The sequence below is a fragment of the Paenibacillus sp. FSL R7-0204 genome, from assembly GCF_038002225.1.
Lineage (GTDB): Bacteria > Bacillota > Bacilli > Paenibacillales > Paenibacillaceae > Paenibacillus_AQ.
Window position 1 is genome coordinate 2023006 of sequence record NZ_JBBOCA010000001.1, and the last position, 21206, is coordinate 2044211.

The 21206-nt window shown below is 52.1% G+C and carries 17 protein-coding genes; 14 read left to right on the forward strand and 3 right to left on the reverse strand.

Annotated elements, in window-relative coordinates:
- Positions 1 to 19 precede the first annotated feature (19 nt).
- Positions 20 to 2104, reverse strand: coding sequence for a class 1b ribonucleoside-diphosphate reductase subunit alpha (nrdE, locus tag MKX42_RS09045; RefSeq protein WP_340752211.1), 2085 nt, complete (start codon positions 2102 to 2104; stop codon positions 20 to 22).
- On the reverse strand, positions 2091 to 2450 hold the full coding sequence (nrdI, locus tag MKX42_RS09050; protein WP_036732265.1) for a class Ib ribonucleoside-diphosphate reductase assembly flavoprotein NrdI: 360 nt from the start codon (positions 2448 to 2450) through the stop codon (positions 2091 to 2093). The genes nrdE and nrdI overlap by 14 nt, the downstream gene beginning before the upstream one ends.
- Before the next feature lie 396 nt (positions 2451 to 2846).
- On the opposite strand from nrdI, the gene MKX42_RS09055 reads away from it, so the two are divergent.
- The 10 genes from MKX42_RS09055 (at position 2847) to MKX42_RS09100 (ending at position 16327) form a co-directional block, all read left to right on the forward strand.
- Entirely contained in the window at positions 2847 to 3383 is a 537-nt protein-coding gene (locus MKX42_RS09055) for an RNA polymerase sigma factor (RefSeq protein WP_340752212.1), read from the forward strand.
- Positions 3380 to 4549 carry a hypothetical protein gene (locus MKX42_RS09060; RefSeq protein ID WP_340752213.1) on the forward strand — a complete coding sequence of 390 codons (1170 nt, stop codon included), beginning with the start codon at positions 3380 to 3382 and terminating at the stop codon, positions 4547 to 4549. The genes MKX42_RS09055 and MKX42_RS09060 overlap by 4 nt, the downstream gene beginning before the upstream one ends.
- A gap of 496 nt (positions 4550 to 5045) precedes the next feature.
- Positions 5046 to 6071, forward strand: coding sequence for a LacI family DNA-binding transcriptional regulator (locus MKX42_RS09065; RefSeq protein WP_340752214.1), 1026 nt, complete (start codon positions 5046 to 5048; stop codon positions 6069 to 6071).
- Positions 6072 to 6336: 265 nt separating this feature from the next.
- Entirely contained in the window at positions 6337 to 8145 is a 1809-nt protein-coding gene (locus MKX42_RS09070; RefSeq protein ID WP_340752215.1) for a cache domain-containing sensor histidine kinase, read from the forward strand.
- Positions 8146 to 8148: 3 nt separating this feature from the next.
- Entirely contained in the window at positions 8149 to 9780 is a 1632-nt protein-coding gene (locus tag MKX42_RS09075; protein ID WP_340752216.1) for a response regulator, read from the forward strand.
- A 172-nt stretch (positions 9781 to 9952) separates the two neighbouring features.
- Positions 9953 to 11341, forward strand: coding sequence for an ABC transporter substrate-binding protein (locus MKX42_RS09080; protein WP_340752217.1), 1389 nt, complete (start codon positions 9953 to 9955; stop codon positions 11339 to 11341).
- Between the two features lie 106 nt (positions 11342 to 11447).
- Positions 11448 to 12350: a carbohydrate ABC transporter permease gene (locus MKX42_RS09085; protein ID WP_036693549.1), complete on the forward strand. Its 903-nt coding sequence runs from the start codon at positions 11448 to 11450 to the stop codon at positions 12348 to 12350.
- A 14-nt stretch (positions 12351 to 12364) separates the two neighbouring features.
- Positions 12365 to 13201 carry a carbohydrate ABC transporter permease gene (locus MKX42_RS09090; protein ID WP_340752218.1) on the forward strand — a complete coding sequence of 279 codons (837 nt, stop codon included), beginning with the start codon at positions 12365 to 12367 and terminating at the stop codon, positions 13199 to 13201.
- 96 nt (positions 13202 to 13297) lie between these two features.
- On the forward strand, positions 13298 to 14308 hold the full coding sequence (locus tag MKX42_RS09095) for a glycoside hydrolase family 130 protein (RefSeq protein ID WP_340752219.1): 1011 nt from the start codon (positions 13298 to 13300) through the stop codon (positions 14306 to 14308).
- 54 nt (positions 14309 to 14362) lie between these two features.
- Positions 14363 to 16327 (forward strand): carbohydrate-binding protein, encoded by a 1965-nt coding sequence (locus MKX42_RS09100; RefSeq protein ID WP_340752220.1) that lies wholly within the window; start codon positions 14363 to 14365, stop codon positions 16325 to 16327.
- Between the two features lie 115 nt (positions 16328 to 16442).
- Here MKX42_RS09100 and MKX42_RS09105 read toward each other — a convergent pair whose 3' ends face one another.
- Positions 16443 to 17402, reverse strand: a complete 960-nt coding sequence (locus MKX42_RS09105; RefSeq protein ID WP_076154192.1) for a sugar kinase — start codon at positions 17400 to 17402, stop codon at positions 16443 to 16445.
- 340 nt (positions 17403 to 17742) lie between these two features.
- On the opposite strand from MKX42_RS09105, the gene MKX42_RS09110 reads away from it, so the two are divergent.
- The 4 genes from MKX42_RS09110 (at position 17743) to MKX42_RS09125 (ending at position 20915) form a co-directional block, all read left to right on the forward strand.
- The gene (locus MKX42_RS09110) at positions 17743 to 18384 is read left to right on the forward strand and encodes a bifunctional 2-keto-4-hydroxyglutarate aldolase/2-keto-3-deoxy-6-phosphogluconate aldolase (RefSeq protein WP_340752221.1); all 642 of its coding nucleotides are present in this window, start codon (positions 17743 to 17745) and stop codon (positions 18382 to 18384) included.
- 254 nt (positions 18385 to 18638) lie between these two features.
- Positions 18639 to 18896: a hypothetical protein gene (locus MKX42_RS09115; protein ID WP_340752222.1), complete on the forward strand. Its 258-nt coding sequence runs from the start codon at positions 18639 to 18641 to the stop codon at positions 18894 to 18896.
- A 214-nt stretch (positions 18897 to 19110) separates the two neighbouring features.
- Positions 19111 to 19662: an RNA polymerase sigma factor gene (locus tag MKX42_RS09120; protein ID WP_036690462.1), complete on the forward strand. Its 552-nt coding sequence runs from the start codon at positions 19111 to 19113 to the stop codon at positions 19660 to 19662.
- On the forward strand, positions 19659 to 20915 hold the full coding sequence (locus tag MKX42_RS09125) for an anti-sigma factor family protein (RefSeq protein ID WP_340752223.1): 1257 nt from the start codon (positions 19659 to 19661) through the stop codon (positions 20913 to 20915). Before MKX42_RS09120 ends, MKX42_RS09125 begins: the two co-directional genes overlap by 4 nt.
- Positions 20916 to 21206: the final 291 nt, after the last annotated feature.

Here is a 21206-nt window from a genome sequence, read left to right on the forward strand (position 1 = left end):
TTCTGTACCTGTGCCCCTCTTAGATGGAGCAGGCCAGGCATTCCTCGACAGACAATTTGTTGGTCCGGGTGTAGTACAGGGATTTCAGCCCTTTGTGCGCCGCATACAGGTAAGAACGGGCCAGCTCACGGGTGGTGACATCACTGTTCACATGCAGAACTGTTGAGATACCCTGATCGATATGAGGCTGAATCTCGGCAATCAGATCAATGACCTTGAACTGGTCCATCTGGTAGGCGGATTTATAATAGAACACATTGTCCGGACGCAGGTAAGGCATCGGGTAATAGGTGGTCGAGTTGGCATACGTGCGGGTCTCGATCTGCTCTACAATCGGCATGACGCTGGAGGTAGCATTCTGGATGTACGAGATGCTCGCAGTCGGTGCAATCGCCAGACGGTAGGCATGGTACAGGCCGTGCTTCATCACCTTGTCACGCAGCTCTTTCCAATCCTCTGTAGTAGGAATATAGATTCCCCCGAACAGCTCCTGCGCTTTTGCCGTAACCGGACGGTAGTCTGTAGTCAGATAACGGTCGAAATATACGCCGCTGGCGTAGTCGGACTGCTCGAATCCATAGAAGGTTTCGCCTGTCTCGGCGGCAATTTCCATGCTTTTCTCAATCGAATGATAGTTCATCGTCATGAAGAAGGTGCGTGCGAAATCACGGGCCTGCTCACTCTCATAAGCCACCTTGTTCTTGGCAAAATAACCATGCAGGTTCATTACACCCAGACCCACGGAGTGCATTTCCTTGTTCGCCTTAGCCACGCCTGGAGCGTTGGAGACAGTTGTCATATCGCTGACAGCCGTCAGTGCCAGCATGCCCTCATGTACGGATTCACGGATCTTACCGTGCTCCATCACGTTCACGATGTTGAGGGAAGCCAGGTTGCAGCTGATATCGCGGCGGATCTCGTCCTGCTGTCCGTAGTCGTTAATCTCCGAAGTCTCCTGCAATTGGAAAATCTCAGTGCACAGGTTAGACATCTTAATCTGACCCACACCCCGCAAGGCGTGAGCAGCGTTGGCATTGCTTTTGTTCATAATATATGGATAGCCCGATTCAAGCTGGATCATGGCGATCTTGGTCAGCATGTCGCGTGCGCTCATGGCGATTCTTTTCTTCACGCGCGGATCAGCAAGGAGGGTGTCATACATGACGTCCAGATCCATGTCATCCAGGTGCGTACCGTACGCCTGATAGACCGTGTAAGGAGCGAACACATGCAGCGGCTGATTATCCTGTGCGAGCTTGTAGAAGCGGTTAGGCACGATCAGGCCGATAGACAACGTCTTCAGGCGTGTCCGTTCGTCGGCGTTAATCTTCTTGCTGTCCAGGAACTCCAGTACATCCCAGCCAAAAATATTATAATAAGCCGCGCCCGAACCTTTACGCTGGCCCATTTGGTCCGCATAGGAGAAGCCGTCTTCCATGAGCTTCAGGACAGGCATGATGCCTTTGGCCGCATCCTCGACACCCTTAATCGTCTCGCCGCGCGAGCGCAGCTTGGACAGATTGACGGCAACACCGCCCCCGATTTTTGACAGCTGCATGCAGGTGTTCAGCACATAGTTGATCGAATTGAGCGAATCGTCCATCTCCAGCAGGAAGCAGGAGACCATCTCGCCGCGGCGGCTTTTACCGGCATTGAGGAAGGTTGGTGTAGCCGGCTGCAGGCGCTGTTCCATCATCGAGCGGGCCAGTGTGCGGGCAGTCTCTACGTTGCCCCGTCCCAGGTGCAGAGCCACTACCGCTACGCGGTCCGGATAATGCTCCAGATACTGCTTACGGTCATTGCTTTTGACGGCATAGTCGGTATAGAACTTGGAAGCCGCCATATAGGAAGGGAAGCGGAAATTATATTCATGGGCGATCCGGTAGACATCCTCCATCTCAGCAGCAGAGTAACGGTCATACAGGTCCTCGTAGTAGTCATTGGCGATCATATAATCAATCTTGGCTTTGGTATCTGTGAAGGTCAGGCTGCGCCGCTCCACATCCTGCATGAACTCGGCTACTGCCTCCTGGTCCTTATCCAATTGGAAAAAGCCGCTTTCGTCTCTCTTCATCAACATGTTGTTCAATTCAATATGCCGCAACCCGGTCCACCTCCTGTTTTATGCGCTGTACGTCCCCGAAGGTTCCCGACAATTCAAACTTGCCGACCACCGGTACGTTGTAACGCTGTGCAATTAAGTCTGCGCTGTGCGCGTATAGCTCGCCCCAGTTTTTGTTGCCGCTCGCGGCGATGCCCTTGAGCCTGGAATGGTTTCGTTCAAGGAATGTTGACACCTTCTCTGGAATCTGTCCAAATCCGGTAGTGTATGTAACAAGCACGTAAGGCTCGTCGATCGTCATATGCTCTTCGATTTGAACCGCCGGAAGCTTCAGTTTATTAATGAATCTTCTAACGTTGCCGGTCTTGGAATCGTAAGCAATCAACATGGCTCCTAACCTCCTATAACATGTAGCCCATTCTACTTGACAAATAAAGAATAGCGGTTTTACTAGATTTATGGGCTTAGCTCTTATATACACTATATTTAGTAATGCTTAATCATTTTATATACCATATATTGAAAAGTCAAGCGGTGAACAAGCCCTCACAGCCGCCCAAAATGCCTCTCTAAATCGCCAATCCCACGCCCCGCCTGCATTCTATTCTCTTATAATTAATTAGTATTTTTTTTAAGCATTTTGCTGTGCCGTGGAATGGTCCGAATCGGGCATTTGGAGAAGGGGAAGGGGCTGTGAATTTTGGCAGCGTTTTAATTAAATATATACATAAACAGGGAACCGTTTCTGTCCGTAGGAGTCTTATTAGGTGAGAGGGGAGAGAAGATGCAGAGTAAAGAACTAACGTATAGCATGACCTGTGCCTCATCGGTATCGCTTCGCGAGATGATGGAGACTTATGGACCGGATGTATGGAATTATGCTTTTTTCTTAACCCGCAGCCGGGAGCAGGCGAACGATATCAGCCAGGAGGTATTCCTCAAGGCCTACAAGAGCATGAGCAAGTACCGGGGACAGTCCACTCTGAAAACCTGGCTGCTCACCATTACCCGCAACACCGCATTCAGCTTACGGCGCAATAGCTTCTGGCGGAGGTTCACTCCGCTGGGCAGCCATCAGGATAAGGTCGGCACCTTGTCCGCAGAGCAAGAGGCTATCGGCAATCAGTACGCGAACCGCATCTGGGAGATCATCATGGAGCTGCCGGACAAATACAGAGAGGTACTTGTACTGGACATCCAGCAGGATCTGTCAGTCGCTGAACTGTCCGCGCTGCTTGGGATCGCACAGGGGACGGTCAAATCCAGGCTCGGACGGGCCAGAATGAAAGTGAGAGCAGCGATGAAGGAGGAAGACCTGTGAAGACAAGACAAGAGCATGAGCAAGTGAAGGTGATGAGCGGGGAGAAGGACTGGTACAAGCAAGCCGGGCGGAACCCGCTCGCAGAGCCGGGCTTCACGCCGCAGCTCATGGCGCGGATTGAAGAGGCTGCCCATGAATCCTCTAATCGTACAAGCGGCCGCCGCCGCTTCAGCCGTATGGCCGCCTTTGGCGGACTGGCAGCCATTCTGCTGCTTGGCGCGCTGGTGTGGCCGTTTGGCCCAGGGGCCGGACTTGATCCGGCAGAGAGGCTGGCAGCGGTCTTTAAGCCTAGCTCGGGAGCGGCTGTGGTGACGCCTTCGGCTTCTCCTTCGGCTTCTCCGCAAGGACTGGGCCTGTACGAGATATCGGCAGAGTTTGAATTAGGCGGTCTTAAGTACTATATGCCTCTTCCACTAGACCGCAATAAGGCTGCTGCGATGGCTGTTGAGACCTCTGCTGGAATTGTCTGGTCGCCTCCTCCGCCGATGGTTGACTATCTCAAGCCTAAATACACACATAATACAGAGCCGTATACTCTTTATCTGACTCCAAAAGGGCATGCACAGCTATCTAAGGATTCAGCACAGCGGTTGTATGTCTTTCCTTTATACGCTGGAGGGGCGCAGTCTTATTTGTCACTGGGAAGTTTGTTTGGAGCGGGAGATTATCTTTTATTTTCCAGCAGCAGCTATACTATTGGAGAGAATGAGAAAAGGTCACGGGCCAAGCTGTATGTGATGGATGTCAGACAGGCAGGAGAGGGTAAGATTTCTGTTCCCCGAGAATTACTAACCCTAGATGAGACGTATCAAGTCTATAAATCTTTTATGGCCGTTAATCCCGAAAAAGGAGAGTTTTTGGTTGTTTACTATACGGATGATGGAAGAGGCGGTTATACACAGCATAATAAGCTATATGATATTGCAACTGGCAATGCTCAGGTACTTTCGGGCGAAATCACTACAGAGAATGTAGAAAGACCCTCCAAGCTTCATTATGGAGCGCTTACCCTTGATTCTAAAGATCATGTGACCATTGTCCATTATGAAGTTAACGGAGAGCAGCGGAGTACAGAGGTTGATATGAAGACGGGCGAACAGTGGTTCTACGACTGGTGGTATGAGGAACACGGTGTGAAAATTGATGCCTCCTCAATAAAAAAATGATCATCTTATAGTATAGGTGCAGGATGTGTGCTGGAATAGTTTGCTAATCATGAGATGTTCCATTCGGTCGTTGGAGGAATTCCTATGAAGGCAGGGAGTCCTCCAATTTTCCTGTTATCTATGTCCCTTGCGGACTGTGAAGCCTTTATATTCTCGATTTGGCACATTTGATCCCGCTTACGGACTGCAAGGCCCTTATTGTAGTACGAATGTGTCTTAATCGGGTGAGTAACGGTGAATAAGAGCACTGGAGTCCGCAAGCCTGATATAATGCTGCTTTTCGGGGGAATAAGCGCATCTCAGTCCGGTACCATCGTGCGGCCCAGTCATTTTAGTATATTTATCTCACGCCTTAGAGGCCGTATTCACTTATTTCGTATTTTCAATCTGATCTTATAGATAATTTACTAAAAAAAAGCTATACTTTTTGATAATCTCTCGAAGTAAACTTGGTTTGTGTTTACTTCTGGAGTTCGATAAGAGTGGAGCGGGAACAATGAAGAAGCTGACTATTGAGGATGTGGCCCAGAAAGCGGGCGTATCAAAAAGCACAGTCTCGCAATTTTTGAATAAACGGTTCAAGTATATGAGTGAGGCGACCAAAAACCGCATTGCCGAGGTTATCGATGAGCTGAACTACCAGCCCAACGGGCTTGCCCGCAGCCTCAAGCAGAACCGCACGCATATGGTTGGCATTATTGTGGCCAATATAGATTATTCGCTGTCTATTCAGTGTATCCGGGCCATTGAGAATGAGCTGCAGCGCCACGGCATCCAGGTGATTATCTGCAACTCTGATGAGAATGCGGACAAAGAGCATACCTACGTGGAGACGCTGGTTGCCCGTCAGGTAGATGGCCTGATTATTTTCCCGGCGGGAGATCAGCCTGCACCTTACACCAGATTAATTGAAGCGGAATATCCGCTGGTCTTCATGGACCGGCTGGTTGACGGCATTACGACCCAGAGCCTGCTGCTGGATAATGAAATGGCGGTGAAGACCGCTATCCGGGAGCTGACCGGCCACGGCCATGAAGCGATTGCTATTCTATCCCTGCCGCTTGGCGTACATGCGATTACCCCGCGCAAAGAGCGAATGAGCGGTTACAAAAAAGCGATGGAGGAAGCAGGTCTGCCGCTGCAGGGTTCGTATATGCGAAGTGTGTCGCGCGAAGATATCGCTTCTGCATTGGACGAGTTGTTACAGCTGCCCCAGCCTCCGACAGCACTGCTTGCCGCCAATGATCTGGTGCTGGGCGAGGTCCTTAAATATGCAAACCGTAAGGCCATCTCCATCCCCGGCCAATTGTCAGTGATAGGCATTGACGATGCGGAATTCGCCCGAATCTATAACCCCGATATTACAACGATCCGCCAGCCCGCCTACGAGATGGGGATGCAGGCAGCGAAGATCATGCTCTCCTTGATCAACGACACGGACAGCGCGATCCCGATTACCTACAGATTCCCGCCTTCCTTGCAGCAGGGCGATTCAGTACAGCCTCCGGCTAAGCCGGAATAGCAACAGGCGGTATGAATGTCCCCATAAGGCTCTATTTTGCCCGGATGCCGGGAACCCTTACGGGCTTGGAAAAGACCGGGAAACCGCTAAAAACCTTGATTATACAAGGATTTTAGCGGTTTTTTAATTTCCCCTTCATGGATTTAACTTCTGCTATCTAACGAGCAAGTTATCTTGACGCCGGGCCGTAGCAGCCGTATGGTACAAGTGACAAGAACGGACAACTAAAGGGAGGTATACGGTACATGCTTCAGAAAGGAAAGCTATGAATACATTGACAGCCTATGGCCGCAAGCTCTGGCGGCAGATCGCCGGCAGGTATTACCGGATATCCATTAAGCAGAGGATTCTGTTCTCGTTCATCGTGCTGATCACGCTGTCCATCGGTGCAATGGGTACCTTCTCGTACTGGATTGCTGCGCAGGAGATCGAGGACAATGCCTACGCCGGCAGCCGGGAGACGGTAAGCAAGACGGCACAATTGCTGGATTCCCGCCTGAATGATGTGGCGCTGTCCGTGCAGTCCCTGATGCTGAGCGATGCGTACCGCAAGATGATGCTCGATGTGTTCAGCCATGATGTGTCGAATTATTATGTGCATCTGTCGGATCTGCAATATGTGCTCTCCCAGGCAACGTTCAATCAGCCGATCATTGAGAATGTGCTGATCGTTACCCCGATTGGCGATTTCTATTCCACTACGCAGATCCGGGCGCAGGACAACTCGTTCTACGGTTCGGAATTATATGATCTGAGTAAGGAGCAGCCGGGCGGCTACTGGGCCAAAGGACATTATGACCGGTTGTTCACGGGCAGCCAGCGGGTGGTCTCCTTCGTAGTCCGGGGAATTTATGAATACCCTTACACGCCGATCAGCAATGTATTTATTGTGGTCAATATCAGGGAGGGCCGGATAGATGAGCTGCTGAATACAGGCGGAGAACAAGCAGGGAGGAATTATTATCTGGTGAGCAGGGAAGGAGAGGCGGTGGTGGAATCCCGCTGGCCGTTCCGGGGCAGGTTCCCCTGGAAGCCGGTGCTTGCCGAAGCCGGGAAGGCAGCTGATCCGCAGGATCACTATTACAGCTACGGAGGCAAGGAATATCTGGTTAATTATACAAGCTCAGCCTCATCGCCCGACTGGATCATCTCCGGGATGCAGTCGCGGGACCAGCTGCTGGGCAAACTGCAGCGGGTGCAGCGCATCACCCTCTATGTCATCGTTGTTTTCCTGCTGGCCACCTGGCTGATCTCCAATCAGCTGACATCTGTGCTGCTGAAGCCACTGTTCAAGCTGCGGCGGCTGATGCGCAGAGTCGAAGAGAACCAGCTCAGTGTGGTGTATGAGAGCCGCTATGAGGACGAGGTGGCCCAGGTCGGCTTTCAGTTCAACCGGATGATGTCGGAGATTAAGACGCTGATCGCAGATGTGAAGACCAAGGAGGAGGGCAAGCGGCATGCAGAGATCCGTGCCCTTACGGCGCAGATGGAGCCGCACTTTCTGTACAATACGCTCAATACCATCTATTGCAAATCGGTCATGGGCGAGAATGACGATGTGAATGAAATGATCCTGTCCTTATCGCAGATGTTCCAGATCGGGCTCAGCGGAGGCAAGGATCTGATTACACTTGAGGATGAGCTGTCCCACATGCGGGAGTATTTCGCCATTCAACAGAAATGCTATGAAGGACTGTTTGAATACACGGTGACGGTAGAGGACGAGGCCCTGCTGTCCTGCCTGCTGCCGAAGATTATCCTGCAGCCGGTAGTGGAGAACAGCATTCAGCATGGATTCAGCGACCGGACAATAGGAGGCAGGATAGACATCACGGTCAGCCGGGAGCAGGGGCTGCTGCATATTTGCATTACCGACAACGGACGGGGGCTTGATGCTGCACAGGTCAAGCAGGGGATGGCCATAGCCCCGCAGTCCAGAAAAGGCTATGCCCTGTTCAACATCAGGCACCGGCTGGCCTTGTATTACGGGGCCGATGCCCGTATGGACGTCAGCGGTGAGCCAAGTAAGGGGTCACGGACGGATCTGTGGATTCCGTCAGGGGAGGAGAATTGAAGGATGGACCGGAAGCTGGAGCCGGAAAGGTTCAAATTATGTGTAATCGACGATATTAAAAGTGTGGTGGACATGGTCTCGCGCAAGCCGCCGTGGCAGGAGCACGGTATTGAGATCACCGGCACGGCGCTTGACGGCGAAGCGGGACTGCAGCTCATCCGCGAGACCCGGCCGGACATTGTGCTGACGGATATCCGGATGCCAAGAATGGACGGCCTGCAGATGACCCGGGCGATTCTGGAGGTGCTGCCGGACTGTAAGATTATTATTCTCAGCGCCTACTCGGAGTTCTCTTATGCCCAGGAGGCCATCCGGCTGGGGGCGCTTGATTTTGTGAAGAAGCCCTTTTCCCTGGAGGAGATTGTGAATGCAGTGCTGAAGGCCAGGGAGCTGTGCCGGGAGGAGCGTCAGGAGACCGCCAGACTTACTGCGATGGAGGCCAAAATCAGAGAAAGTCTGCCCATCCTCCGCCAGGAATATCTCACCTTCCTGCTGCACCACCAGACGACAGAGGCGGATGCCCGTTCCCGCTGGGCCTACCTTGATATCCCGCTGGACCAGCATGATTTCTTCGTGTTTGTCGCCGAGATTGATCATTTCGCGGAGAAGCTGAGCGGCCAGCCTGTGCAGGAGGTCGAGCTGCTAAGGTTCAGCCTGCACAATATTCTCGAAGAGACGATTTCCGCCCTGACCCGCGGCGTTATTATCCGGGAGGCGACAGACCGGTACATCTGCATCATGAACGGCTCGGACCCGGAGACAGCCGCGCTGATTACGGAGGCCTGCTGCATGAATGTAAGCCGCTTCTCGCGTCATACCCTTTCAATTGGCGTGGGCCTCGGCACGGCGGCGATTCAGGAGCTGGGTACGGCGTACAGACAGGCGCTTAGCGCGCTGGGGTATCATTTCTATACCGGGGGCAACGGGGTATATCATTATAGCAATATCGAGAATAAACCTCTCTCGCTCCACAGCTATTCCGCCTCCGCCGAGCAGGAGCTGCTGTTCGCCCTGCGTTCCGGCAATTCCGCCAAAAGCCTGCAGGTGCTGGACCAGTTGTTCTCGGAGCTGCTGGACAGCAGGCTTTTGCCTGATCCGCGTTATGTTGAGAGTGTCGGCTATGAGCTGAGCTCCAGGATCTGCCGGGTCCTGCTGGAGCAGTTCCCTTACGGGCAGGTGGAGCCGCTGGAACTCAGAATTGCCGCCATGAAGAACCAGGTGCATCCTTCCCTGCAGGATATCCGGGACCTGCTGTCCTGGCTGTGCCGGAAGGCTTGTACACTAGTTACGGAGGCCCGTTCCCTGGAGTCCACGCGGATTATCCGTCAGGCCGTCGAATATATCCATAGTCATCTGGATACGGGGCTGTCGCTGGAGCAGATGGCGAAGCAGATTAACCTTAGCCAAGGGTATTTCTCCAATTTGTTCAAGAAGGTGCAGGGGATTTCGTTTCAGCAGTATGTGATGCACGAGAAGATGGAGAAGGCGAAGGCGATGCTGATTAGCGGCCGGCAGGTTCAGGAGATCGCCCAGGATCTCGGGTATGAGCACAGGCGCTATTTCAGCGAGGTGTTCAAGAAATATACCGGCATGACCCCGTCCGAGTTCAAATTGCATTATCTTGGAAAAGAATAGGAATCAGCAGGGGAGGGATTTCCGCAGGGCGGAGATTACCTCCCTTATCTGTATAGAACTCCTGCAAATATCTGCCCTTAATGTGGGCTTACCCGCCTTATCCGGATGCGCCAATCCGTCTATAATCAATTTGTAAGCGAATACAGAAGGGATATATAAGGGGGAACTACCAATGATGAAGCGTATGCTAATGACATCTCTGAGCTTGGTCCTGGCATTTGGCTTAGCAGCCTGCGGCAACGGTAACAGTGGCGGCGGCAACGCAGCTGAAGGCAAGGGAGAAGGGGCGAAAGCTGGTTCGGGGGAAAAAACTAAAATCAGCTACTGGACAGGAGACCGCCATGATGCGGACTTCGTGAAGGAGAAGGTAGCTGAGTTCAACGCTACCAATACTGACGGGATTGAGGTGGAACTGGTCGTTAAGGGCGATGACTTCGATACCGCGCTCGATCTGTCTTTCCAAACCTCGGATGCACCGGATGTGATCCGGGTGAAGGAGAACACCGTCCAGACCTTTTACAAAAAAGGCTTTCTCGCTCCGATTGATGAGTTCCTGAGCGATGAGATGAAGACGAAATTCCCGGCCATGCCGGATCTGAACGAATTTGACGGCAAGCGTTACAGTCTGCCGAACTATGGAACGACTATGCGTCTGGTGTACAACAAGGATCTGTTCGCCAAAGCAGGCATTGAGCATCCGCCGGCTACCCTGCAGGAGCTGGTGGACACAGCCAAGAAATTGACAGCAGCCGGCAAAGCGGACGGCGCTTACGGCTTCGCCCTTAACTTCAAGAGCCCCGGCAGTGCATTCGCACGTTCGGCACGGGTGGTTGCGGAGATGAGCGGCTATGGCGGCTTCGGGTATGATTTCAAGACGGCCCGCTACGACTTCAGCGGCTTCGAGCAGATCATCAATGCCTTTAAGCAGATCAAGGACGACGGCAGCATGCTGCCGGGCGTAGAATCGCTGGATATTGATCCGCTGCGGGCGCAGTTTGCGGAAGGCAAGATCGGAATGTACATGTCCTACTCCTCGGAGCCGGGCGTCTACAAGAATCAGTTCCCGGCCAAGATTGACTGGGCGGCCGCTCCGGTGCCTACCATCGACGGCAATGTGAAGGGGGCTTCCGGCTTCCTCGGGGGCCAATGGCTGGCGCTCAGCTCGAAATCTGAGCACAAAGAAGCAGCCTGGAAGTTCATGGAGTTCATGTACGGCGATCAGGTGCTGACGGACTATCAGGAAAAAGGCTTCGGCATCTCCATGGTTCCATCTATTAGCGCAGCAGCCAAGACACCGGATGTGAACGGCATTGAAGGCTTCCTGCCGAATAAGAACGATGGAGTGTGGCCGGTCTATCCGTCTGTAGCACCGGAAGGAATGAAATCGGACGACGCCTTCTTCAAGTATATGCTGAACGGCGGCGACCTGAAGGCGATTATCGCCGATCTGAACAAACGCTATAACGCTGCACTGGATAGTGTGATTGCGAATGACGGCGTGAAGGCCGAGCCGGATGCCGGCTTTGATCCCGCCGCACTGGGCGGCAAGTTCGCCAAGTAGACGGAAGGTTAGGGATAGAGATACAGGCCAGGATAACGGGGGATGGGGAAGCAGCTTTCCCATCCCTCTGCTCTGGCCGCAAGGGAGAGGAGCCGGAAGAAACCAAATGAACAAAACGAAACATGCCTTATTTTCATATAGCTTTATCTTTCCTAGCGCCTTGCTCACATTGGTTCTCGGAATTTACCCGATCGCCTGGGCGTTCCGCTATATGTTCTATGATTACAAAGGGTTCGGAACGGCCCGGTTTACAGGCTTGGCCAATTTCAGCCGCATCCTGAAGGACACCCAGTTCTGGGATTCAGTGGTGAATACATTTGTCTATGCAGGCGGCAAGCTGCTGATTACCATTCCGCTAGCCCTGCTGCTGGCTGCCATATTGAACCGGGGGCTGCGGGGCAGACAGCTGCTGCGGGGGATTTTCTTCATGCCGACCGTCATCAGTACCGCCGTAATGGCTGTAGTCTTCTTCACGATTTTCAACTCATATAACGGGATTCTGAACCAGTTCCTGATCCGCTCGGGCCTCTCGGATTCCGGTGTGGATTGGCTGGGGCCGAAATATGCCATGCTCACCGTCATTCTGGTTGCGGCCTGGGGGGCGGTCGGGAATTATATGCTGCTCTTCCTCGCCGGTTTGCAGAATATTCCCGAGGATGTGTATGAGGCCTCTTCCCTGGACGGGGCAGGAAAAATCCAGCAGTTCCGTTATATCACCCTGCCGATGCTGGGGCCTGTCATGCAGATGGTTATTATGCTGGCGATCATTACAGCCCTGAAGGGCTACGAGAGCATCATGGTTCTGACCGAAGGCGGTCCTGTAGGCAAGACGGAGGTCATGTTCCTGTATTTGTACAAATTATTTTTCCCTGTCGGCGGGGGCAGTGCGGCGGTCCAGGTCCAGGAGTTCGGATACGGCAGTGCGGTTGCCTTTGTGTCTGCGGTCATTGTAGGGATGATATCACTCATTTATTTCTACGCATCCAGACGCATGAATCAGACCGATTGAGGAGAGAGGCTATTATGAGACTAAGAACCATACTGGGCAAAACAATCCTGTGGATATTTTTGCTGGCATTTGCTTTTATCACCCTGATTCCTGTCGTTATAACCATCCTGGGCTCCTTCAAGACAAATGCCGAGCTTACTGCGGGTGCGACCTTCCTGCCGGAGAGCTGGCACTTCTCGAACTATGCCGAAGCCTGGGCGCAGGCCAATTTCTCCAGGTATACCCTGAACAGCCTGATGGTCTCCCTGGCGGCGGTGGTCGGCACGCTGCTGGTATCATCCATGGCGGCTTATGTGGTGGACCGGATGGATTTTGCCGGCAAAAAATGGTATGTCGGAATGCAGTCCTTCACCATGTTCGTGGCTGTAGGGGCGGTCGTGCTGCGTCCGCAGTTCGATCTGATGGTCAAGCTTCATCTGCACAGCAGCCTGTGGGGGGTTATCCTGATTCTGATCTCCGCCCATGCTTCGATCTTCTTCATTCTCACAAGCTTCATGAAGGGGATTCCCCGCGAGCTGGACGAGGCGGCGCTAATAGACGGCTGCTCTCCCGGCCGGACCTTCTGGCGGATCATATTGCCGCTGCTCGGACCCGGACTCGGCGTAGGTGCCCTGTTCACCTTCCGCGGCGCGTGGAATGAATATCTGCTGCCGCTCGTGTTCACGATGACGAAGCCGGAGCTGCAGACACTGACTGTCGGACTGGCGAACCTGAAGTACGGGATTTCAGCCGCTTCCCAGACCCACTATATGATGGCGGGCGCCTGCTTGTCCATTCTGCCGATTCTCGTGGCCTATCTGTTCGCCAACAAATCCTTCATGCAGATGACGGCCGGTTCCCTGAAGGGGTAACTGTCCTGCCCTGCACATAACACTCAACATTCAACATTCAACATTCAACATTCAACATTCAATATTCAATATTCAATATTCAAGGAGGTACACCCCATGACTCAACACGTTCCGGCGATTCTGCAATCCGCCCCGTTCATCCGGCGGTATCCGGGCAATCCGGTGCTGGATGCAGCGAAGGTTCCTTACCCCACCGCACTGGTATTCAATGCCGGTGTAACGAAATTTAACGGCAAATATGTGATGATCTTCCGCAATGATTACGGCTCACTGGCTGACCAGACGCTTGAGCCGCACCACACCACGGATCTCGGCATTGCCTACAGCGATGACGGGCTGAGCTGGACCGCCGGCCCGAAGCCGGTGTTCAAAATGCATGACGAGGAAATTATCCGCGCCTACGATCCGCGCCTGACTGTGATCGGCGGCCGCTGTTATATGTGTTTTGCCGTGGATACGCGCCATGGCATCCGTGGCGGGATTGCCGTTACCGATGATCTGGAACACTTCGAGGTGCTCAGCATGTCCACACCGGACCTGCGCAATATGGTTCTGTTTCCTGAATTAATCGGCGGCAAATATGTCCGGCTGGAGCGTCCCTTCACGGTGTACAGCCGCGGCGGCCGGGACCGCTTCGACGCCTGGATCTCCGAGTCGCCGGACCTTGTACATTGGGGCAACTCCAGCCTGCTGCTAGCTGTCGAGCAGGTGCCGTTTGCCAATGATAAGGTCGGTCCGGCCGCACCTCCGGTCCGGACGGACAAAGGCTGGCTGACCACCTTCCATGCGGTGGATGTGGACCCGGCCAGAGGCAAGCACGGCTGGGAGGACACCTGGAAGAAGCGCTATACCGCCGGAATTATGCTGCTGGATTTGCAGGACCCCCGCAAGGTGATCGGCATGAGCAGGCAGCCGCTGCTGGCACCGGAGACGGACTACGAGATCAGCGGGGGCTTCCGCAATCATGTGATTTTCCCCGGAGGGATGATTCTGGAGGATGACGGCGAGGTCAAGATCTATTACGGCTCTGCGGATACGGTGGAATGTCTGGCAACGGCTCACGTGGACGATCTGCTCAGGCTCTGTCTGGAGCCGGGGAATCAATAAGATTGGAAGCTGGCTGAGGGCAGAAATATATCAACTTAACGAAAGAGGTGTTTAATGATGTTGAGAAGGTTCAAATTATTAAGTGCATTATTAATTTTTTGTATGGCCAATCTGTTACCAGTCTTTCCTTTGACAGCAAGCGCGGCGGGTACCATTGTAAGCTATCCATTACCGTCGGTCTATAACACGACCAGTCAATACACGGTAACAGCAGACTCTACCAATATACCGGTAATCGACACTTCGGAGGTATTTGTAAACTATAATTACTGTAATTTCTCTTTTTCAGGTACGACTACAATCACAATAACAGCAAGCGAGCCCATCAATACCTATAATATCTCTCCCAAAGCCTTGGGAATCACTGCAACAAAGAGCGGAAATACACTTACATTTACCCTTTCAGCACCAACCTATCTTATCGTCAAAATCAATAATCTGAAAGATCTGGTGATTGCGGCAGATGCGCTTGAAACCAATGTTCCGGCCTCATCCGGTACAGGAATATACAATGTTAAAACCCAGTATGGTGCTGACAGTAACGGTGCCGCTTTGGCTACAACTGCCATACAAAATGCCATCAATGCGGCTAACGCAGCAGGCGGCGGTATCGTATACGTTCCTGCCGGCGTATACAAGAGCGGTAACATTGTTCTAAAAAGCAATGTCTCGGTTTATCTGGCGGGTGGTTCTGTGATACGGGGTTCAGGAAATCCAAGCGATTACACTACCCATTTCCATAAGAATTCTCTGAATAAGGATGGAACCTGGTTTATTTATACCGAAACCAATGCCAACAATATTAAGATATACGGCAGGGGAACGATTGACGGCAATGGCCATTATATGAGAAATACAAACAATTATTTGAATAATATTCTTGTACCTTTGCAGTGCAGCAACTTCACGGTTGACGGCATAACCATCAGAGACAGCGGCGGCTGGGCTACTATCGTTACAAGATCCAATAACGTAACCTTCCAGAATACCAAGCACTTCAACAACAATGAACTTGATTATGAGAATGATGCAATAGACATCCAAGAGAGCCAGAATGTACTCATCAAGCACACTGTTGCAGTATCGGAGGATGACACCTACTCCTTTAAGACCTGGGATGTAGCAACTACGGATATAGCTGCCAACTGGCCTGGAACTCCTGAAAACCAGTCCAATGTAGTTGTGGATGATGCTTTGGCTTGGAGCAGATGCGGAGCATTCAAGGTTGGAGATGGAGTGAAACAGCTTCAGGATGGCATCGTGGTTAAAAACTCTTTTGTATACAGATGCTGGCGCGCTTTAGCGGTAGGTCATCTCTATGGGACTCCAGCCGCACAGAACATCGTATTTGACAATATAGATGTAGAAGGCTTCTGGCCAAGATCCGGTGTTCACTCCAGATGGTTTGATCTTTCGGCAAAAACCGGTCCGATCAAAAATGTGGTCTATAATAATATCAATTTACGCGCTCTGGGCGAAGTTTCAATAATGAAGGGTTGGAGTGACACTTCTACGGTCTCCGGAGTGACATTAAACAATGTTCGCGTCGGTGGAGTTGCGGTGAATAATTTGGCGGATTTGAAAATAACAGATACGAACAGCTATGCGGCAGAGCCAAAATTCAACACATTGAAATTCGAAGCGGAAGGCTATAACCTTAGTTCAGGTGTTATATCCTATGAGTCAAGCACTGACGGCGGGCTGGATGTGGGCGGAGGAAGTAATGGCGACTATATCGCATTTAAAAACGTAGACTTTGGCAGTACAGCTAAAACAAGTATTGATCTGAAGGTTGCATCTGCTAACTCCGGCGGAAGAATCGAATTCCACTTGGACAGCCCTACAGGCACTATGCTGGGTTATTGGACAGCAGAAAGCACCGGCGGATGGCAGTCATGGTCCCTCAAGAATATCCCGATTACTGCCGGGACAGCGGTAGGAACCCATACGGTATATGTTACTTTTGTGAAGTCAGATTCAACCACAGTTGCAAATTTAACCTGGTTCCAGTTCAAGTAGAATCGGAACGGTTCACTTATCTCTGATGGTTCGCAAAAAGGTGTCCCAAGCCGACCGGCTTGTGGGACACCTTTTTGCAGTTTCTGTTACAGTCACCTCTCTGCGGAGAGCCTGTTTATTTCTTAACGCCCGTGCTCATGAAGGCTTCCAGCGCGTCGCGGGTGGGAAGTCCGTCCATATCGCCAGGGGACATCACGGCGAGTGCGCCAATCGCATTGCCTCGCTTCACGGCTTCCGCTACGCTGAGCTTCTCCAGCATGGCGCTGATCACCCCAACCGCGAAGCCGTCTCCGGCGCCGACCGTATCGACAACCTGCTCGACCTTGAAGCCGTCCACATAGCCCTCTTCACCAGCGGAGGTCTTATAGTAAGCGCCCTCAGGACCGAGCTTGATCACTACAAGGGATACGCCGCGCTCCAGATAGTACCCGGCAATCTCCTCCGGAGTCTCAAGACCGGTGAGGATCTTGCCTTCTCCGTGTCCGGGCAGGAACCAGTCGCAGCGGGTAGCCAGGTCATTGATCGTATCAACCATAGTTTCAGTGTCCGGCCACAGGGTCGGGCGCAGATTCGGATCGAGCGATACAGTCTTGCCGCGCTGCTTCATGAACTCCATGGCATGCAGCGAGAACTCGTGACATGAAGCCGAGAGTGCGGAAGAGATGCTGGTCACATGCAGATGGCCTGCGGAAGCGAAGTAATCTTCATTGAAGTCGGCGAGGCTCAGCTTGGAGGCGGCGGAATTTTTGCGGAAATATTCGACCTTAGGATCTCCGGTCAGTACCTTGGATTTGATCAGCATGCCCGTGGAGAATTCCTTGGTCGTTGTGATACTCGCGGTATCAATCTTCTCCTTATTCAGCGCCGAGGTGATGAACTGGCCGAAGTTGTCTTCGCCCAGCTTGGTCACATAACCGGTCAGATGCTCCAGGCGTGATAATCCGGTGGCTACATTGCTCTCCGCACCTGCCAGCGCCTTGGAGAAGGAAGTGACCTCATGCAGTGGGCCGGCTTCATTGGCGTAGAACATAGCCATCGGCTCCCCGAAGGTGACTGCATCCAGCTGTTTATTCATGAATAGTTCCTCCTAAAATGAACAAGTTATTATGGTTGGGATAGAATATAAATTGAAATTATCACATAAAACGGTTTTGTACAATATAGCAATGCTCATTCTGCGGTCTTATTTTGTACAGGAAGCAGGCGGACAGATTTGTTTATCCTTGATACATAAGCGTTTTAGTCGATTTTTGCAGTATTGTTTCCGCTTCCTAAATAAATATATATTGACTGTTGGCGGCAATATTATTACTATTTTCTTAGAAGGAAAAAGCCTGATGTTAGTAAAATAGATAAATTAATTTATCTAAATAAATATTCTTAAGTGGAATATAACCAGAGAGGAAGTAACAACCATGAAGAAAATCAAAGTATTGCAGAATATCACCTCTGTTGGGGTAGTAGCTGTTATCCGTGCGGATAATGCCGATGATGCTTATGCCATGTCGGTGGCTTGTATCGAGGGCGGACTGAATAATATCGAAGTTACCTTCACGACTCCGGGAGCCGAAGTAGCGATCAAGCGCTTGGTGGAAGAATATGGGGGCCGCGCCGTGATTGGTGCCGGTACCGTGCTTGACCCGCTGACGGCAAGAATTGCTATTCTGGCAGGCTCGGAATTTGTGGTCAGTCCTTCTTTTGAAGAGGATACGGCCAAGATGTGTAATCTGTACGGCATTCCTTATATGCCGGGCTGCATGACACTGAATGAGATGAAGGAAGCCCTGAAGCTGGGTGTGGATGTGCTGAAGCTGTTCCCGGGCAGTGCGTTCGGACCGGACTATGTCAAGGCGGTTAAGGGGCCGATGCCGCATGTGAACATTATGCCTACCGGCGGCGTGGATCTGAACAATATGGAGAAATGGATCAAGAACGGCTGCATCGCTGTCGGCATTGGCGGCAACCTGACCGCACCGGCCAAGGAAGGCCGTTATGACCAGATCACAGAGCTGGCTGCACAGTATGTTGCGAAGTTCAAGGAGATTCAAGGCCGGTAAAATACATGTACAACAGGAATGTCTTGCCTCTATGGGGCAGGGCATTTTTTTGATGAATTTCTATGTTTTGGGGTCCCCGCAAGGTACCTGGGTCATCACCTACGCTAAAGCCACACTTTGTGGGGTTATTTTGTTGAACGTAGGTAGATAAGTCTAAATGATGGAATTGCTGCCGCTTCGGGCAATACTTATAATAGAGGCAGAGTGCCCTAAGCGCCTGCGGACATTGAGAAGTATACCTGAAAGGTGATGCCATGACTGGCGATGATCTTCGCAGCAAGCTGTACCCGACACTGGTAGTGGAAGAAGCCGATTATGTGGAGATCCGAACCGCAGTCCACGGCTGCAGGGTGACGGCGGGAGCCCTTTATAAGCTGTATCGTAACTATAATCATCCGCAACTTTTTGAGCAGGGAGAAGTATATGTGCTTGATGATGCTTCCAGGGAGAACTATGCGGTTCTCCTGGTGTGTGCAACTACATTATATACATTAAAAAGAGTATTTGAATGATTGCAGCATCCCTTGTATGCTTAGTAGGGATTGTGGACTACAAGTAGAAACGGCTTTGCCGTCCTTTTTTAGGACGGTACCGTTTCAGCGTGAAAGATAAGGAACATTTATGCGCGAAGCATATAGTTTTTATCTTTTAAAATAATCATTACAGGCTTGCAACAAATTCGCAGTCTTGCGCGTCAGTAAGATTGCATAGAGAGGGGGAACCTTCGTGGTGGAGCAGGGACTCATCAGAGCCGCTCAAGCGGGCGATCGCGACGCTCTAATCACCCTATTGCGAGAAATTGAAGGGCATGTATATAAGACGGCCTTCTACATTCTGCATAATGAACAGGATGCTCTGGATGCCTCCCAGGAAGCGTTGATCCGGGTATACACCAAGATCGGCTCCTATGAGGAGAAGGCGCAGTTCAAAACATGGGTTCAGCGAATAGTAACCAACATATGTATAGACAAATTCCGGAGAACGAAGCCTACCGTTTCTATCGATGAACACGAAATGGTGTTCCAGGATAAAAAACATAACGTAGAGCGCGAAGTGATGTCGGGTTATCTGGCGGAGGATATCCGTGAGGCCATCGACCAGCTTCCGGAGCATCACCGGACGGTAATCGTGCTCCGCTATTTACAGGATTTTTCTTACAACGAGATTGCAGACTGTCTGGATCTGCCTCTGAACACGGTCAAATCGTACCTGTTCAGGGCGCGGCAGCAGCTGCAGAATAGACTTCAGGAGTATCAGAAAGGTGGTGTGTCAGGATGAAATGCGCGGAGGTGATGGAATGGATGCACCGCTATTTAGATCATGATCTCAGTCAGGAAGAAATGCTTGAAATGTTCCGTCATATCGACGATTGTCCTTCCTGCGCGGAAGTCTTGGACCGGCTGACGCTGCTCTCCCGGCAGCTGGAGCAGCTTCCCGATGTGAAGCCCCCCTTCAGTCTGGTTGACTCTATCCTGCCTCAGCTTGAACAACTGGACCGTGGTGTCCCGCAAGAGCCTGCTGTAATGGAGCCGGAAGATCCGAAGGTTATTCCCTTCTCCCGTTCAAATAACCGGGGCAAGAAGTCCAAGGGACCTTCACTGGCTGCGCGGACAGGCATTGGCGCTGCGGCGGCAGCGGTGATTCTGCTTATCGCCGTATTCAATATGCCGAAGAGCCTGCCGGGTGCAGAGTTGGATATGTCATCCAATTTAATGAGCAGCGGAGCGGCGAACTCCAGCATAAGTACGGAGAGCAGTGAAGGCGCCCCGCAAGCGGATGGACAGAATAACAGCGGCGGCAGCTCTGAGCTTCGAAAGGTGGACCAGACCGCGCCGAGTGAAACTGCGGACGTTAATTTGCAATCTACACCGCCTGCTCCCAGTGAGGGTGCTGATCAGCCGGCCGCAGCTGGCGGCGGCACCGCTTCAGACAGGGTGCCTGCGGTAAGCGAAGCTCCGCTCAGTAACCGCACCGCTACTGCGCCTCCGGCGGACCGCCCTAAGAGCACCAAGAAAGCGGAAAGCCGGTCAGCGGAACCCCAAGGCACACAGTCGAGTGCACCAACACAAGAGAAGATGGCGGATGATAAAGCGGCTGCGGGAGATACACGGATGGCGCCGACTCCAGCCCCTAACGAGGCAGGAGCCATGCTGATGGTTGCAGAGTCCTCGTGGACTTCTCCGGACGGGCAGCATATGGCTGAGCTGACGGGCCAGCATGTTGTATTTTACAGCGTAACCGCAGAGGGAGAAGAACAACAACGGACAGCATTAGCTTCGCTTCCTTTGGAGGGGAACTGGGTCTCCGGTGTGTGGTCGGAAGACGGCACTCAGTTCACTTATGTGTTAGAGCTTGAGGACGGTACGCAGACGACGAAGGTATACACGGTTCCGGCCGAGAGCGCAACACCTGCTCCATCCGCTTCTCCGGCTCCTGCCAACTCTCAAGCGCCTGCCGCTTCTCCGGCGGCTTCTGCTTCACCGGTCACCAGCCCGGCTATTACCCCGGACGCGGCAACGTCCGATAAATAACCGGAACGTTCCTCCGGCCTGCGGAATATGCTAAGGCAAGAGGACATGAATTACAGGCTTTGCGAGTATCATCGGTATGACCGGCGGCCGGGACAGTTTCTAGAGCTGCTCCCTCCGTCGTTTATATAGATGCGCCGCTGAAACGGAGTAACTTTGGCCCTGGCTGCCGAGGTTGCTCCGTTTTTGCTTGCACCCTTGGGCAGAATACCTTGATATAGATGCCTATGTTTTGAGCCGTTTTTTTGATAAAATGTACGAATGTATCACTCAAGAAAACGAAAAAGGAAGTGG

Bases quoted from the DNA above. Each gene is read 5' to 3' on its own strand.
- MKX42_RS09055 (WP_340752212.1), top strand. From the start codon at position 2,847: ATGCAGAGTAAAGAACTAACGTATAGCATGACCTGTGCCTCATCGGTA.
- MKX42_RS09115 (WP_340752222.1), top strand. From the start codon at position 18,639: ATGACTGGCGATGATCTTCGCAGCAAGCTGTACCCGACACTGGTAGTG.
- MKX42_RS09065 (WP_340752214.1), top strand. From the start codon at position 5,046: ATGAAGAAGCTGACTATTGAGGATGTGGCCCAGAAAGCGGGCGTATCA.
- MKX42_RS09110 (WP_340752221.1), top strand. From the start codon at position 17,743: ATGAAGAAAATCAAAGTATTGCAGAATATCACCTCTGTTGGGGTAGTA.
- MKX42_RS09080 (WP_340752217.1), top strand. From the start codon at position 9,953: ATGATGAAGCGTATGCTAATGACATCTCTGAGCTTGGTCCTGGCATTT.
- MKX42_RS09105 (WP_076154192.1), bottom strand. From the start codon at position 17,402: ATGAATAAACAGCTGGATGCAGTCACCTTCGGGGAGCCGATGGCTATG.
- MKX42_RS09100 (WP_340752220.1), top strand. From the start codon at position 14,363: ATGATGTTGAGAAGGTTCAAATTATTAAGTGCATTATTAATTTTTTGT.
- MKX42_RS09090 (WP_340752218.1), top strand. From the start codon at position 12,365: ATGAGACTAAGAACCATACTGGGCAAAACAATCCTGTGGATATTTTTG.
- MKX42_RS09075 (WP_340752216.1), top strand. From the start codon at position 8,149: ATGGACCGGAAGCTGGAGCCGGAAAGGTTCAAATTATGTGTAATCGAC.
- MKX42_RS09070 (WP_340752215.1), top strand. From the start codon at position 6,337: ATGAATACATTGACAGCCTATGGCCGCAAGCTCTGGCGGCAGATCGCC.
- MKX42_RS09095 (WP_340752219.1), top strand. From the start codon at position 13,298: ATGACTCAACACGTTCCGGCGATTCTGCAATCCGCCCCGTTCATCCGG.
- MKX42_RS09125 (WP_340752223.1), top strand. From the start codon at position 19,659: ATGAAATGCGCGGAGGTGATGGAATGGATGCACCGCTATTTAGATCAT.
- nrdI (WP_036732265.1), bottom strand. From the start codon at position 2,450: ATGTTGATTGCTTACGATTCCAAGACCGGCAACGTTAGAAGATTCATT.
- MKX42_RS09085 (WP_036693549.1), top strand. From the start codon at position 11,448: ATGAACAAAACGAAACATGCCTTATTTTCATATAGCTTTATCTTTCCT.